Annotated in this window: 15 protein-coding genes; 10 read left to right on the plus strand and 5 right to left on the minus strand. The window is 49.3% G+C overall.

What is annotated here, in order from left to right:
• The first annotated feature begins 994 nt into the window (after window positions 1-994).
• From JNUCC21_RS03845 to nosA, 7 genes are all read left to right on the plus strand, one after another.
• Window positions 995-3,346, plus strand: a complete 2,352-nt coding sequence (locus JNUCC21_RS03845; protein WP_369878573.1) for an exosporium glycoprotein BclB-related protein — start codon at window positions 995-997, stop codon at window positions 3,344-3,346.
• A gap of 184 nt (window positions 3,347-3,530) precedes the next feature.
• Entirely contained in the window at window positions 3,531-5,135 is a 1,605-nt protein-coding gene (locus JNUCC21_RS03850) for a sensor histidine kinase (RefSeq protein ID WP_108725102.1), read from the plus strand.
• Window positions 5,132-5,812: a response regulator gene (locus JNUCC21_RS03855; RefSeq protein WP_012117060.1), complete on the plus strand. Its 681-nt coding sequence runs from the start codon at window positions 5,132-5,134 to the stop codon at window positions 5,810-5,812. Before JNUCC21_RS03850 ends, JNUCC21_RS03855 begins: the two co-directional genes overlap by 4 nt.
• 12 nt (window positions 5,813-5,824) lie before the next feature.
• On the plus strand, window positions 5,825-6,787 hold the full coding sequence (locus JNUCC21_RS03860) for a tripartite tricarboxylate transporter substrate-binding protein (RefSeq protein ID WP_327943646.1): 963 nt from the start codon (window positions 5,825-5,827) through the stop codon (window positions 6,785-6,787).
• A gap of 192 nt (window positions 6,788-6,979) precedes the next feature.
• Window positions 6,980-8,278, plus strand: a complete 1,299-nt coding sequence (locus JNUCC21_RS03865; RefSeq protein WP_007408485.1) for a citrate:proton symporter — start codon at window positions 6,980-6,982, stop codon at window positions 8,276-8,278.
• A gap of 51 nt (window positions 8,279-8,329) precedes the next feature.
• The gene (locus JNUCC21_RS03870; RefSeq protein WP_039062768.1) at window positions 8,330-9,124 is read left to right on the plus strand and encodes an MBL fold metallo-hydrolase; all 795 of its coding nucleotides are present in this window, start codon (window positions 8,330-8,332) and stop codon (window positions 9,122-9,124) included.
• Between the two features lie 123 nt (window positions 9,125-9,247).
• Complete coding sequence (gene nosA, locus JNUCC21_RS03875; protein WP_369878574.1) at window positions 9,248-10,339, plus strand: nitric oxide synthase; 1,092 nt, start codon at window positions 9,248-9,250, stop codon at window positions 10,337-10,339.
• On the opposite strand, the gene JNUCC21_RS03880 is transcribed toward nosA, so the two are convergent.
• Window positions 10,333-10,605, minus strand: coding sequence for an acylphosphatase (locus JNUCC21_RS03880; protein ID WP_025284412.1), 273 nt, complete (start codon window positions 10,603-10,605; stop codon window positions 10,333-10,335). The genes nosA and JNUCC21_RS03880 overlap by 7 nt on opposite strands.
• Before the next feature lie 67 nt (window positions 10,606-10,672).
• Here JNUCC21_RS03880 and JNUCC21_RS03885 point away from each other — a divergent pair, with 67 nt between their 5' ends.
• A complete protein-coding gene (locus tag JNUCC21_RS03885; RefSeq protein ID WP_015239385.1) occupies window positions 10,673-11,332 on the plus strand; it encodes an MOSC domain-containing protein in 660 nt (219 codons plus the stop codon).
• A gap of 40 nt (window positions 11,333-11,372) precedes the next feature.
• Here JNUCC21_RS03885 and JNUCC21_RS03890 read toward each other — a convergent pair whose 3' ends face one another.
• The 4 genes from JNUCC21_RS03890 to map form a co-directional block, all read right to left on the minus strand.
• Window positions 11,373-11,507, minus strand: coding sequence for a YflJ family protein (locus JNUCC21_RS03890; RefSeq protein ID WP_003155609.1), 135 nt, complete (start codon window positions 11,505-11,507; stop codon window positions 11,373-11,375).
• 178 nt (window positions 11,508-11,685) lie between these two features.
• Complete coding sequence (locus tag JNUCC21_RS03895; RefSeq protein ID WP_003155608.1) at window positions 11,686-11,841, minus strand: hypothetical protein; 156 nt, start codon at window positions 11,839-11,841, stop codon at window positions 11,686-11,688.
• Between the two features lie 82 nt (window positions 11,842-11,923).
• Window positions 11,924-12,235: a DUF3243 domain-containing protein gene (locus JNUCC21_RS03900; RefSeq protein ID WP_003155607.1), complete on the minus strand. Its 312-nt coding sequence runs from the start codon at window positions 12,233-12,235 to the stop codon at window positions 11,924-11,926.
• Window positions 12,236-12,291: 56 nt separating this feature from the next.
• Entirely contained in the window at window positions 12,292-13,041 is a 750-nt protein-coding gene (gene map, locus JNUCC21_RS03905) for a type I methionyl aminopeptidase (protein WP_007408490.1), read from the minus strand.
• A 164-nt stretch (window positions 13,042-13,205) separates the two neighbouring features.
• On the opposite strand from map, the gene nagE reads away from it, so the two are divergent.
• A complete protein-coding gene (nagE, locus tag JNUCC21_RS03910) occupies window positions 13,206-14,588 on the plus strand; it encodes an N-acetylglucosamine-specific PTS transporter subunit IIBC (RefSeq protein ID WP_012117066.1) in 1,383 nt (460 codons plus the stop codon).
• A gap of 126 nt (window positions 14,589-14,714) precedes the next feature.
• Entirely contained in the window at window positions 14,715-15,155 is a 441-nt protein-coding gene (locus JNUCC21_RS03915; protein ID WP_369878575.1) for a YfmQ family protein, read from the plus strand.
• Window positions 15,156-15,160: the final 5 nt, after the last annotated feature.

The following is a 15,160-nucleotide window of genomic DNA, read 5'->3' on the forward strand; positions in this document are numbered from 1 at the left end:
GGTAACTGGAGAAACCGGATCGACAGGCGCAACGGGCCTAACCGGCTCAACTGGATTAACAGGCGCGACAGGAATAACCGGATCAACCGGCCCAACGGGAGGAACTGGGTTAACTGGTGCAACAGGAGTGACTGGCCCAACAGGTGTAACGGGATTAACAGGCGCAACCGGATCAACCGGCCCAACGGGAGGAACTGGGTTAACTGGTGCAACAGGAGTGACTGGTCCAACAGGTGTAACGGGATTAACAGGCGCAACCGGCGCAACAGGCTCAACCGGAGTAACCGGTTCAACGGGAGTGACTGGAGCAACAGGCTCAACCGGCTCGACTGGTGTAACCGGGGCAACAGGAGTAACAGGAGTAACGGGCCCAACTGGAGCAACAGGACCAACCGGCGCCACAGGCAGTACACCAACCTTGCTCTTCACAAGAACCAACGGGCCGCTCACTGTTTATCCGCCGTTAAATACAGAAGTTCCCGTTGCTACGCTGGCAGTCCCGGTTAATGCTTTGCAGAATGTAAAGCTTGATTATGCACTCAGTGTCGCGTTAACAACTGCAGCCAATTCAAACTTTGTTTATGAAGTGAGATTATATAGGGGAGCAGTGCAAATTCATACAAGAACTCTGTCGCGAACCAGTACTCTCGCAGCTACGGATAGTTTTTCGATTGCTGATACAACAGTGGATACAGCACCGACCGCAGGAACAAATACGTACCAGCTGAGAGTTATTTTCACAACTGCGAATAATATAACAACAGCGACAGCTCTCAATATCGATTTTAACAGCATTCGTTTCCCGACAACCTAATGACAACAGCAGTCTGATATTTTAAAGATGAAAGACCTGACTTATGCAAAGTTAGGTCTTTTTTTCTGTAAATGCTGCATGATGCAGCCTTAAAGAACATTTAAAAATTTGCCCAATAGAAGTGGGATTTTGCCACACCTTTTTTTCTTGTGGAAATATTATGCAAATAGAGGTGGTGTAATGAGAAAAGGAGATACTTGGTATAACAGATACGACTCTTGGGATTACGACTGCCGGAATAGTAATGAGTGTTGCTGTCATTTTCAACATAAAAGAAGAAATCAAAGGCGCAGTTATCAAAATCGGGCCCATTGCTGTGAAGAATTCTGTTGCAAAACTTCTTGCTGTCATGAAAGATGGTGTCCATGCTGTCATCCAAATCATTTTCATGTAAGAGGATTCACCGGAGCAACGGGGCTGACCGGAGCAACGGGGCTGACCGGAGCAACGGGGCTGACCGGAGCAACAGGGCTGACTGGAGCAACGGGGTTTACTGGAGCAACGGGATTCACTGGAGCAACGGGCTCGACCGGGAATACCGGAGCGACTGGGGTAACCGGCGTCACTGGAGATCCCGGCGCCACGGGAGTAACGGGAGCAACGGGAGTAACAGGCTCGACCGGAGCAACCGGCGCGACTGGAATAACCGGTGCCACCGGGGTAACGGGAGCGACCGGGGATACTGGAGCAACCGGAGTAACCGGCGCCACTGGAGTAACCGGAGCGACCGGAGTAACAGGTGCAACTGGGGTAACGGGAACAACCGGAGTAACCGGCGCAACTGGGATCACCGGCGCCACCGGGGTAACGGGGGCAACTGGGGTATTAGGAGCAACCGGAGTAACCGGCGCAACTGGGATAACGGGAGCGACCGGAGTAACCGGCGCAACTGGGATAACGGGAGCGACCGGAGTAACCGGCGCAACTGGAATAATGGGAGCGACCGGAGTAACCGGAGATACTGGAGCGACCGGGGTAACGGGAGCAACCGGAGTAACCGGCTCAACCGGAGTAACAGGAGCCACTGGTGTAACGGGAGCAACAGGGTTAACAGGAGCAACCGGGCTCACCGGAGTAACAGGTGCTACCGGTGTAACCGGGGATACTGGAGTAACTGGAGCAACCGGGATTACCGGGGCCACCGGGGTAACGGGAGTAACAGGAGCGACCGGAATAACGGGCGCCACCGGGGTAACAGGCGCCACCGGGGTAACAGGCGCCACCGGAGTAACAGGCTCAACAGGAGTAACGGGGGTAACCGGGGATACGGGAGCCACTGGGATAACGGGAGCAACCGGAGCAACGGGGGTAACCGGGGATACGGGAGCCACTGGGATAACGGGAGCAACCGGCGCAACTGGAGTAACGGGAACAACCGGAGTAACAGGCTCAACCGGAGTAACCGGCGCCACCGGAATAACCGGAGCAACCGGGGGAACGGGAGTAACAGGAGCAACCGGGGTAACCGGAGCTACTGGATCGACCGGAATAACGGGAGCAACGGGAGTAACAGGCTCAACCGGAGTAACCGGCGCAGCTGGGATAACGGGAGCCACCGGGGCAACAGGAGTAACCGGAGCAACCGGGATAACGGGAGTAACCGGGCTCACCGGCGCCACCGGGGCAACAGGAGCAACCGGAGCCACCGGGGTAACGGGAGCCACGGGAGTAACTGGAGCAACCGGAGTAACCGGAGCAACAGGAGCAACCGGGATCACCGGAGCCACTGGAATAACCGGAGCAACAGGAGCGACAGGAATAACGGGAGCCACCGGAGTAACCGGAGTAACCGGAGCGACCGGAGTAACAGGAGTAACCGGAGTAACCGGAGTAACGGGATCAACTGGAGTAACAGGAGCCACCGGAGTAACAGGAGCGACCGGAGTAACAGGCTCGACCGGAGCAACCGGAGATACTGGATCTACCGGAATAACGGGTGCAACCGGAGTAACGGGAGCCACAGGTGCAACTGGGGTAACGGGAACAACCGGAATAACCGGCGCAACAGGAGCAGGCGCAATCATTCCTTTTGCTTCAGGTCTCCCAACTGCCGTGACGACCATTGCCGGCGGATTAATCGGAACGGTGAGCCTTGTCGGGTTCGGCAATTCTGTGACGGGCGTCAATGTCGGAGGGGGAGGCGCAATTGATCTTACAGGAGCCGGAGGAACTCTGCTGAACTTTGCTTTTTCTGCTCCGAGAAGCGGAACCATTACATCAATTGCCGCTTATTTCAGTACAACCGCAGCATTGTCGCTTGTCGGCTCGACTGTTACGATAACCGCACAATTATACAGTTCCACAGTGCCGAACAATACGTTCACGCCGATCCCCGGAGCATCCGTCACTTTAGCTCCTCCCCTCACCGGCATATTGTCAATCGGCAGCATCAGCAACGGAATCACGACAGGGCTGAACATTGCGGTAACTCCTCAAACCCGGCTGTTAATGGTATTCTCCGCCACTGCGACAGGCCTTTCGCTTATTAATACAGTGGCGGGATATGCAAGCGCGGGAGTTACGATTTCCTGATAGATTGCCAGACTGACTTCGGTCAGTCTTTTTTATGTGTTATATCAATTGTGTAAAAGTAAATATATATCTATCATCACCTTTTTGGTAAGCCACAAGAGAAAAAGATCACGAAAATTCTCAAAAATGAGAAATGAAGATTTAAAAAATGGTATGATTTTAGGAGGAAAGGACGGCTGGTGCTGTGTTGGAAGCGAAGCGGTTTTATGTCTCTCTGCAAATGAAAATCGCCGGATTAATTACGGCTTTATTAATACTTGTCATCGGAACGCTCACGGTTATATTTGCCTTTCAGCAATTAAAGGAAGGGCAGAAGCAGGCTGAACAGCTGGCGGTGCAAACGGCAAAAACCATTTCATACATGCCTCCTGTAAAAGAGGCGTTCCGGCTTGCGGATCAAGAGGCTTTTACAAAGTTAGATGTCATTGAACAAATGAAAGAACAGGCAGGCGCGCACGCCGTCTACATCACTGATCAAAAAGGGCATGTTGCATTTCATTCGGCCCGAAGCAGTATTCCGAAAGAAAATCAAAATCTGCAAAATAAAACCATCATGTTCGGCGGGTCACCGGTTTCCGACGGAATGAAGGCTGTCCGGGGGAGCGCCCCGGTTATTTTGGAGGAAAAAAATCATAACGAAGTCGTCGGAACGGTGACAGTCGAGTTTTTACAAGATGAGATAGAAAAAGATATGAAAGCGCATCTGCGGCATTTAGGCTATTTTGCATGTTTGGTGTTTCTTATCGGCATCGGGGGAGCGGCGGCGCTCGCAAAAAGCATCCGTAAAGATACACTCGGCCTTGAACCGCATGAAATTGCAGCGCTGTACAGGGAGCGCAATGCGATGCTCCTTGCGATTAAAGAAGGGATTATCGCCGTAAACAAAGAAGGCGCGGTAACCATGATGAATTTATCTGCGGCTGATATGCTGAATCTGCCGGAACCGATGATCGGAAGGCATATAAAAGAAATCATGCCGGGCGCAAATCTCATGCCGGTGTTGGCAGGGGGAGAATTACCGCCGAACGTGGAGGTGCGTGCCGGAAATAAAGTATTTATCTTAAACGTGAAAGAAATGAAGCAGACCGGACAAGTATACGGAGCGGTGATCAGCTTCCGGGAGAAAACAGAGCTCAAGAAACTGATTAACAAGCTGACTGAAATGAAAAAATACTCGGAGGATCTCCGGGCGCAAACGCATGAATTCTCGAATAAGCTTTACGCGATACTCGGTCTGTTAGAGCTGGGAGAATATAATGAAGCCATTGAACTGATAAAAGAAGAGTACGCCATCCAGAATGAACAGCACGAAATCCTCTTTCAAAACATTCATTCACAGCGGGTTCAGGCCATACTATTAGGAAAAATGGGAAAGGCGTCTGAGAAGAAAGTGAAGCTTTCAATAGATGAAAACAGCTTTTTAGAATCGCTGCCGGAGCATGTGGGTTCATCTCAGCTCATTACGATCATCGGAAATCTTATTGATAACGCTTTCGAAGCCGTCGCCGAAAAAGAGAAAAAAGAGGTCGCCTTTTTTATGACCGATATCGGCAGGGATATCGTCATCGAAGTGGCGGATTCAGGAGACGGCGTGCCTCAGGAAAAAACAGAAACCATATTTGAAAAGGGCTACTCTTCAAAGGGGACGAGGAGAGGATACGGCTTAGCCAATCTGAAAGAAGCCGTCAGTGAATTGCAGGGATCGATAGAGATTTCGCAGCAAAAGAGCGGCGGTGCCGTATTTACGGTGTTTATACCGAAAGAAACGCCAAAGGGGGAATCGGTGTGATTAACATCGCGATTGCAGAGGACGACTTTCGAATAGCGCAAATTCACGAAAAATTTATCGAACATCTGGATGGATTCAATGTCATCGGTAAAGCAATCAATGCCAAAGACACCATATCGCTGCTTGAGAAACGGCAGCCTGATCTGCTGCTTTTGGATATTTATATGCCGGATGAGCTGGGAACAGATCTGCTTCCCCTTATCCGAGGCCGTTTTCCTTCCGTTGATATCATCATTATTACGGCTTCTGCCGAAACAAGACTGCTGCAGGAAGCGCTCAGGTCAGGCGTTTCCCACTATGTTATAAAGCCGGTGTCGGCACATAAATTTACAGAAGTGCTTTTGCAGTACCGGGAAAAAAGAGAATGGCTGCACTCACAGCCGGAGCTGAGCCAGTCCGTTATCGACATGTTTTTCGGAAGCGGTCAGAAAGAACAAAAACAGCTCAATGATCTGCCGACCGGGATTAATTCGATTACACTTCAAAAAATCAAAAACGCGCTCAGGGAAGCCCAAAAAGGGATGACGGCCGAAGAACTGGGCGAAAAAATGGGCGCCTCCAGAACAACGGCGCGGCGCTACGCCGAGTTTCTCGTTTCTCAGGAAGAAGCGCTCGCTGAATTAGAGTACGGCATTATCGGCAGGCCGGAACGGAAATATTATTTAGCACATGAATAAGGGATGGGAGAAATGAAGCGGTTGGGAGTGCTTCTTGTCATGCTGGCGGCGCTGGTTTCTTTTGACGGACGGCAGATGGCGGGCATCCGTTCAGCCGAAGGGCCGGTTGAAATTGTCGTCCCGGCAGCGCCTCAAGGGGGCTGGGACGTAACGGCAAAAGCTTTGCAATCGGTAATAGAGCGGAAGCAAATATTAGGCCGGCCCGTAAAGATCGTCTATAAACCCGGCGGAGGCGGAGACAGCGGCTGGAAATATGTAAACGAACGAAAAACGGATGTCATCAGTATGAATTCAAGCCTGCTGTTAAGCAATGAAATTTTGGGACAAAGCCGGCTGAAGGCAGCTGATTTTACGCCTTTGGCCATTATCGCAAAAGAGTGGCAGACCGTCGCTCTTCCGAAGGATTCAAAGATAAAAAGCGGAAAGCAGCTGCTCGGCGATATTAAAGCACATCCGGGCGGCATAAAAATCGGATTTGCGCCCGGCCTCGGAAATGATGACCAGCTCTCCTTTGCGAGAGCGGCGGAAATGGCCGGAATTTCTCCGTTTGATATCCGCTTTTTTCAATACGGGAGCAGCAATGAAGTCATTGAAGCTCTTATCAGCCACGAGATAGACGCCGCTTCAATGACCATTTCAGAAGCGAGAGACGCCTATCGAAAAGGGAAAATCACATTGGCGGCCGTTACGTCGGACAAAAGGCTCTCCGGCTTCAGCGATGTGCCGACATGGAAAGAGCAGGGGGTGCCGTTTGTCTTTGCGCACTGGAGAGGCATCATGGGGCCGAAAGACATGACCGAAGGCGAGATCGCCTATTGGGATCAGGCTTTGAAACAGATTACCTCATCCGCGGAGTGGAAGCAAATGTTGAAAAAACGGGATTGGGAGAGCTTTTATAAAAACAGCAGCGGCGCAAAACGCTTTTTAGAAGAGCAGACCGAGTTTTATAAAGAGATGATGAGCAGCGAAAAATAAGCCTTCCGCATATTTGCGGGAGGCTTTTTATTTATAAATGAACAAAATGAACGAAAAGGTTATAAAAAATTAAAAATCTTTAAAATCCAAAATATTTACTTCAATATCCAATTCTCATAAGATAGCAAAAAGGCGGATAAAGGGGATCGGGCCTTTAAAATGTAAGCGTATTCATGATAAGGGGGACATACTGTGTTAGCAATCTTAGGCTTTCTTATGATGCTTGTTTTTATGGTACTGATTATGACAAAACGGCTTTCAGTGTTAACGGCGCTCGTATTAACGCCGATCGTGTTTGCGCTGTTTGCCGGGTTTTCTTTTAACCGGGTCGGCGAGATGATGATTTCCGGGATTGAACAGGTGGCGCCGATTGCAGTCATGATTATGTTTGCGATTCTTTATTTCGGCATTATGATTGATACCGGTTTATTTGATCCGATGGTGTCGCGCATTTTAAAGCTGGTTAAAGGCGACCCGCTCAAAATTGTAGTCGGAACAGCCGTTTTAACCATGCTTGTCGCACTGGACGGAGACGGCTCGACGACGTATATGATTACGACAAGCGCAATGCTGCCTTTGTATATCATGCTCGGAATCCGTCCGATTATTTTAGCGGGAATCGCCGGTGTCGGCATGGGTATCATGAACACGATACCATGGGGCGGCGCGACGCCGCGTGCGGCGAGTGCGCTCGGCGTTGACCCGGCAGAGCTGACGGGGCCGATGCTGCCTGTCATTGCCAGCGGAATGGTGTGTATGATTGTGGTCGCTTATGTACTCGGAAGGATGGAAAGGAAACGGCTCGGGGTGATCGAATTAAAGCAGCCGTCCCATACAAATGAAACGGCTGCGGCTGCGGAAGATGAATGGAGGCGGCCGAAACTGTGGTGGTTCAATTTACTGTTAACGCTTTCTTTAGTGGGATTTTTAGTGTCAGGAAAAGTGAATTTAACCGTGCTGTTCATCATTGCGTTTTGTATCGCGCTGATTGTCAACTATCCGAAGCTTAACGATCAAAGGGAGCGTATTTCAGCCCATTCGAGCAATGTGCTTGCGATCGGTTCGATGATTTTTGCCGCAGGCGTGTTTACCGGAATTTTAACGGGGACGAAGATGGTTGATGAGATGGCCATTTCCCTCGTATCGCTTATTCCGGAACAGATGGGGGGATTTATTCCGGCGATTGTTGCCTTAACGAGCGGTATCTTTACGTTTCTGATGCCCAATGACGCCTATTTTTACGGCGTGCTGCCCATTTTATCCGAGACCGCCGTGGCGTACGGTGTAGATAAGGTGGAAATCGCCCGCGCTTCGATCATCGGCCAGCCGATTCATATGTTAAGCCCGCTCGTGCCGTCGACGCATTTATTAGTCGGGCTTGCCGGGGTCACGATTGATGAACACCAGAAATTTGCCATGAAATGGGCGGTTCTTGCCGTTATCGTCATGACGGCCTTTGCGCTCATCATCGGCGCAATCACGATTTTTTAACATAAAACACCCGGTTCGTCGCACACTAAAGGCATCAGAGGAGGTGCCATGATGAGTGATCCGTTTATGCCGCTTTTTTCAGTGAGAAGCGGAGCCGGTTTTAAAGCGGCGGACGGCGTTTACGGACTGACCGTGCAGATTGCGAATGTTTACTTTATCGAAAATCCCTCAGCTCCGCGGGAAATCATTCTGGTTGACGCGGGAATGCCTCAATCGGCGGAGATGATAACAGAAGAAATGAAACGCCGGTTCAAAGAGGGGTATCAGCTGAAGGCGGTCATTTTGACACACGGTCATTTTGATCATGTCGGTGCGATTGAAGAGCTGCTTGAGCTTTGGGATGTGCCGGTTTACATTCATGAAAAGGAGCTCCCGTACGTCACGGGGAAAGCGGATTATCCGCCTGCCAGGCCCGATGCGAAAAAAGGGCTTGTCGCAAAGCTGTCACCGCTGTTTCCGCGCCATTCGATCCGCATTCCGTCCGTTCAGGCACTGCCTTCAGACGGTACCGTTCCGTTTCTTGAAGAATGGAAATGGGTGCATACGCCCGGTCACACACCCGGCCATATTTCATTATTCCGGGATAAAGACCGCGTTCTGCTTGCCGGTGATGCCGTGATCACTGTTGAACAGGAATCGCTTGCGGACGTTGTCATTCAAAAGCAAGAGCTTCATGGGCCGCCCGCTTATTTTACAGCGGATACGCAGACGGCGGCCGCATCCGTTCAGAAACTGGCCGAACTGGAGCCGGAAGCGCTTTTGACGGGTCACGGAATTCCGATGACGGGAAAAAACTACCGTGAGGATTTGCTTACACTGGCTGAAAAACTGCATTCCGTTTTGTAAAACACCTGCGAACATCACAGGTGTTTTTTCTTTGCAGTTTCCAGTATGATACAAAAAAACCATTGTGTTCACTCCTAAAAACGATACAATGGGAAACAGATGTAAATTGAAGGAGAGAGTTTTTTGAAACATACGGAAATACTTTGGGATGAGGCGAAGGATTTTATTGATGTCTGCTATCAGGAACTCGGAATGGAATCGCAAATCAACGCGCGTCTGCACGCGATAAAAGATGAGATAGATCGGACGGGAAGTTACGTCCATACGGCGGAAGAGCTTGAACACGGGGCGAAAATGGCGTGGCGCAACAGCAACCGCTGTATCGGGCGTCTGTTCTGGCAATCGCTGAACGTCATTGACCGGCGCAATGTGAACACGAAAGAAGAGGTGCGTGACGCATTATTTGAACATATTGAAATCGCCACGAACGGCGGAAAAATTAAACCGACGATTACGATTTTCCCTCCTGAGAAGAACGGGGAGAAACAAGTGGAAATCTGGAATCACCAGCTCATCCGCTATGCGGGATATGAGACTGAAAAAGGAAGAGTCGGTGATCCGGCATCATATGAGCTGACGGCTGTCTGCGAAAAACTCGGCTGGCGCGGGAAGCGGACCGATTTTGATATTCTGCCGCTGCTTTTCCGGATGAAAGGGGACGGGCAGCCGGTCTGGTATGACCTGCCTCAGACGCTCGTGAAAGAAGTGCCGATCACCCATCCGGATATTGAAGAGTTTGCCGATTTAAATCTCAGGTGGTACGGGGTTCCGATTATCGCCGATATGAGGCTTGAAATCGGCGGGCTGTCGTACAACGCGGCGCCTTTTAACGGATGGTATATGGGAACCGAAATCGGCGCAAGGAACCTTGCTGACGAAAAACGGTATGATATGCTCAAAAAAGCCGCTGCGGTCATGGGGATTTCCGCCAGCCTGAATACCGACCTGTGGAAGGATCAGGTGCTGGTGGAACTGAATAAGGCAGTGCTCTATTCATACAAAAAACACGGTGTCAGCATTGTCGATCACCATACGGCGGCGAATCAATTTAAACGCTTTGAAGAACAGGAACAAGACGCGGGAAGAAAGCTGACGGGCGACTGGACCTGGCTGATTCCGCCGATCTCGCCGGCTTCCACCCACATTTTCCATAAATCATATGACAATACGATTGTGAAGCCGAATTATTATTATCAGGACAAGCCTTATCAGTAACTGATGGTAAAAGTGCGGTACCCTTTCAGACGGTGTGATTCTTCGATGGTTATGCCGGTGACATTTGAGAAGGGGCTGCCTTTTCTGACTGCTTCGGCAAATTGTTTTAACGACTCTTCAGGACCTTCGGCAAGGATTTCCACCCGGCCGTCATCACGGTTTTTTACCCAGCCGGCTACCTTATGTCTGTCGGCTTCCATCTGGACGAAGTAGCGAAAACCTACGCCCTGAACCCGGCCGTCTGCAATCATATGATATTGAAGCATGGAAAAACCACCTTTTTCTTACTATGATAAAGGAAAGATATGAGATTTCGCAAAGGATGTGAACGAGGTGACGCAAGACTATTCTGTCTTATCTATCAATCTCGGAAAGCCCGCAATTCATGAATTTGCCGGCAGACAAATCAATTCCGGCATCATAAAGCGGCCCGCAGATTCTCCCGTCATGCTGTATAAAACCCATTTTGACGGGGACGGGCAAGCCGACTTGAAGCATCACGGAGGCCCCGATAAAGCGGTGTGCGTGTATCCCGCCGAGCATTATTCATATTGGGAAACAACGCTCGCGAGAAAACTTCCCGCCGCCGCGTTCGGGGAGAATGTAACGGTCAAAGGACTGGCCGAACAAGACGTGTGGATCGGAGACGTCTTTCAGCTGGGGGAAGCCGTCGTTCAAGTAAGCCAGCCGCGCCAGCCCTGCGTCAAACTCGCGCTCAAATATGGCATCAAAGATATGGTGCTCCGTGTACAGCAGACGGGATTTACCGGCTTTTATTTCAGGGTGCTTGAAGAAGGATATGTCGATCCGCGTCCCGTCCTCAAGCGTCTGTCGAGAGGAAAAGAAAGCATTTCCGTCTGGTATGCGAATGAAGTGAAATATCGTGATTCCGGCAATCTGTCAGCGATTGAAGAAATACTGCGGGAAGAAGCGCTGTCAGAAAGCTGGAGGGAGTCCTTCCTTAAAAAAAGAGACAGGCTCACTAATGTATAGAAAAAAAGCCGTGCTGCACTGACAGCACGGCTGATTTACGTTATGCTTGTTTTTTTGTTTCCAGCAGATTGGCAAGGAAGTACTTTTTGAAGCTTTGAAGCTTTCTTCCTTCATAGTGGGTAATTCCTTTTTTCTTTAACTCTTCTACATACCAGCCTTTACTGCCATAATGCATGTCAGAAAACTCCTTTCTCCGTTCTCCCGCTGGGGAGGTTTCTTCAGCTTTTGCCAAACTTTTGGCATTGTAACATCTATAAAAAGACGCTGAAAAGGGATAATGCAAAAACTGAGACTTTCGATTCAGAGATGTAAAGCTTTCTTACATATATATGTAAAGGGCGGTCTTTTCATGCTTAATGGCCGGTTAATTTTAACAGCACCGTTCCGAGTGTCATGATTCCGAAAACGACGCCGAAATAAATCAGCATCCCCTTCTTTTTCTTCACTCCGTAAACGGTGAGAATGATGCTTTCAATAAAGAAAATAAACCCGAAGATAATAAACCACATGTTGAAAAATGGCTCCTTTCACAGACATATGTCCAGTGTAGCACAACTCTTATAACGGAGCATAAAAAAGCCGGGCACTGTATCAGTGTCCGGCAAGTTTGACGAGAAGCTGGGCCAAATGCTGTTTTTCATTGTCATCCGCAATGTCCCACAGTTCTTGTAAGAGTTTTTCTTCCGCATTGCGGGGCTCCTCGTGTTTGGCGAGATAGTCCCCGAGGATGGCGGCGCTTTTGATAATTTTGCTGTCATCCAGACCCAGTTTTTTTCCGGCGGAAATTTTCTGATGAAGGTACGCCTTAAATTCCTCGAAATCCTCTAAAATTTGCTGTTTCGTTACGCCGTGCATGGCGTGTATTTCGTTTTCGATTTTGATTTTTTCTTTATCTTTTTTCATGCGTCTCCCTCCTTCGGGTTAGTTGTTGTATACCTGTTTGGAAGGGAGATGAAACATTACAATGCAGTTAAAATAATCGGTTTATCTTTTGTGATCACGATGGTGTGTTCCACTTGGGCGACAAGGCTTTTATCCGGCGTTTTAAACGTCCAGCCGTCTCCCGCTTCAACAATCGTTTCCGCTTTCGTGGAAATAAACGGCTCAAGCGCGATCACGGTTCCGTTTTTAAACAGCGCGTTATCAAACGGATCGTAGTAATTCATGATGTGGTTCGGCGCTTCGTGGAGGTTTCTGCCGATCCCGTGGCCCGTCAGCGTTTTAATGACGGTAAATCCGTTGGAGCGGGCTTCATGGTAGACGGCTCTGCCGATCTGGTTTTGGCGTTTGCCGGCTTTTGCCTGATCCAATCCTTTCTGAAATGCGGATGCTGCGCAGTTACAAAGCTTTTGCAGACGTTCATCGCCTTCTCCGAGCACAAATGAAATTCCCGTATCGGAATAAAAACCGCCGAACTCCGCCGAAATATCGATATTTACAAGATCTCCGGCTTTTAAGATTTTAGAGGCGCTCGGAATGCCGTGAGCGACTTCGTCATTTACGCTGATGCATGTCACGCCCGGGAAATCGTATTCCTTCTCCGGAGCGGAAGCGGCTCCGTGCTCGTCAAGCACCGCTTTTCCGATCAGGTCAAGATCTTTCGTGCTCATGCCGGGCTCGGCTTTTTTCTTCATTTCTTCACGCGCCAGCGCGACGATTCTGCCGATTTTTTTAAGGCCTTCTAATTCTTGATCGTTCGTTACAATCATTGTCATTCCCGCTTTCTATTTTTAATCATCTGATTCAAGCTTACCACAACTGGTTTATAAATAGAAAACCAACAAGCCTTATGTGAATAAATGAAGGAAAATTGGTATAGATCACTAGATAACTTATGTGGTATATTTAAGAAAAAAGAAGGGGGATGGGTAAAATGCTTCAATTTTTGCAAAAACTCGGAAAATCATTTATGCTTCCGATTGCCGTTCTGCCCGCCGTTGGTATTATTTTGGCCATCGGCAGAGAGGACTTATTAAATATTCCGTTCATTTACGCGGCGGGGACCGCGGTATTTGATCATCTGCCGCTGATTTTCGCGATCGGAATTGCGATCGGGATTTCGAAAGACAGCAACGGGGCCGCCGCTCTGTCGGGAGCAATTTCTTATATCATGCTGGACGCGGCTGTAAAATCAATCAATTCGACAAATAATATGGCCGTTTTCGGAGGGATTATCGCGGGGTTAATTGCGGGATACACGTATAATCGCTTTAAGGATACGAAGCTGCCCGAATATCTCGGGTTTTTCAGCGGGCGCAGGCTCGTTCCGATTGTAACGGCGCTGATTACCATTATTTTGGCGGGGATCTTCGGATTTGTGTGGCCGCCGATTCAGTCGGTGATTACGTCTTTCGGGGAATGGATGATCGGGCTTGGCGGAATCGGCGCCGGGATTTACGGGATTTTTAACCGGCTTTTGATTCCATTCGGCCTTCATCATGTGCTGAATAATATTTTTTGGTTCCAGTTTGGCGATTTTCACGGAAAAACGGGAGATCTGGCCCGCTTCTTTGCGAAGGATCCGACGGCGGGAACTTATATGACGGGATTCTTCCCGATTATGATGTTCGGGCTTCCTGCCGCATGTCTGGCAATGATTGCCGCGGCTAAGCCAAGCAAGCGCAAAGCGACGGCCGGGATGATGATCGGTCTCGCGCTGACGGCATTTATTACCGGAATTACAGAGCCGATTGAATTTGCATTTATGTTTTTATCACCGCTTTTATACGGGGTTCATGCTATATTAACCGGGTTCTCTTTATTTATCGTGAATGTTCTCGGAATCAGGTCAGGTTTTTCATTCTCGGCGGGGGCGATCGATTATCTCCTCAGCTACGGCATTGCCGAAAAACCGCTTTTGCTGCTCGTTGTCGGGCTTTGTTATGCAGTGATCTATTTTGTCGTCTTCTATATGCTCATCAAAACGTTAAACTTGAAAACGCCGGGACGGGAAGATGATGAGGAAGAGGAAGAAGTGCTTAGTGAAGATACGGCCGGTTCCGTCGAAGAACATGCCATGCTCAAGGGGCTCGGCGGCAGGCAAAACCTCGAAACGATTGATCACTGTGCGACCCGCCTCAGGCTGACCGTGCAGGATACGTCTCTCATTAATGAGGCGGCGCTTAAAAAAGCGGGAGCAAAAGGGGTTATCAAAACGGGGAATAAAACGGCACAGGTCATTATCGGGCCGAACGTCGAATTTGTCGCGGAAGAGCTGAGAGAAGCCGTCCGCCTTGACGATCAGAAGCAGACTTGATAAATCCGGATCACCTATGTGATCCGGATTTTTTTTGAACATATATCAAGTTTCACATAATGTACAAAAAACAACGTTTTCTTCTATGTTAAGATTCATGTAGAACAAGTATGGAGATGATGTAAGGTGACATGGATTGCAGTTGTTTCAATTGTTGTCATAAGCCTGATTAAGATTGTGCTGACATGCCTTCCTACCGGAGCGGTGGAATGGATCCTCCGCAAGTTTGAAACCCATTCAAAGCTCAGTGACGCGTCCGCTGCCGTTTCCCTCGGCGGAAAACGTCTGGAAGGCGAAGACAAACGCCGGGTGATTGATGATTTTAACGAAGCCGTGTTTATCGAACGGCATTATATATACCCAGGGGATGAAGAGCGTTATCTTCATCCGCAAAACGGAGCTGATCCGCTTGTCATTAAGACGAGAAAAGGAAAAAAAGATGTGACGGTGTTTGTATACAGCTACGAAGATCATGTAGATGTCGTCAAACAGCAGAAAAAGAAAGTCGTCGCTTATTCAGTTCTTTCCGACAGCCTGCAAAAGCGCTCTATGGCCGCCGGGAGCTGAACATA

The organism is Bacillus sp. JNUCC-21 (assembly GCF_041222765.1).
In the GTDB taxonomy this organism is placed as follows: Bacteria; Bacillota; Bacilli; order Bacillales; family Bacillaceae; genus Bacillus; species Bacillus velezensis.

What these genes read in the sequence shown, in the direction of transcription:
- JNUCC21_RS03845 (WP_369878573.1), top strand. Translation starts at nt 995, where the DNA reads ATGAGAAAAGGAGATACTTGGTATAACAGATACGACTCTTGGGATTAC.
- JNUCC21_RS03860 (WP_327943646.1), top strand. Translation starts at nt 5,825, where the DNA reads ATGAAGCGGTTGGGAGTGCTTCTTGTCATGCTGGCGGCGCTGGTTTCT.
- JNUCC21_RS03870 (WP_039062768.1), top strand. Translation starts at nt 8,330, where the DNA reads ATGAGTGATCCGTTTATGCCGCTTTTTTCAGTGAGAAGCGGAGCCGGT.
- JNUCC21_RS03880 (WP_025284412.1), bottom strand. Translation starts at nt 10,605, where the DNA reads ATGCTTCAATATCATATGATTGCAGACGGCCGGGTTCAGGGCGTAGGT.
- JNUCC21_RS03890 (WP_003155609.1), bottom strand. Translation starts at nt 11,507, where the DNA reads ATGCATTATGGCAGTAAAGGCTGGTATGTAGAAGAGTTAAAGAAAAAA.
- JNUCC21_RS03895 (WP_003155608.1), bottom strand. Translation starts at nt 11,841, where the DNA reads ATGTGGTTTATTATCTTCGGGTTTATTTTCTTTATTGAAAGCATCATT.
- JNUCC21_RS03900 (WP_003155607.1), bottom strand. Translation starts at nt 12,235, where the DNA reads ATGAAAAAAGATAAAGAAAAAATCAAAATCGAAAACGAAATACACGCC.
- map (WP_007408490.1), bottom strand. Translation starts at nt 13,041, where the DNA reads ATGATTGTAACGAACGATCAAGAATTAGAAGGCCTTAAAAAAATCGGC.
- nagE (WP_012117066.1), top strand. Translation starts at nt 13,206, where the DNA reads ATGCTTCAATTTTTGCAAAAACTCGGAAAATCATTTATGCTTCCGATT.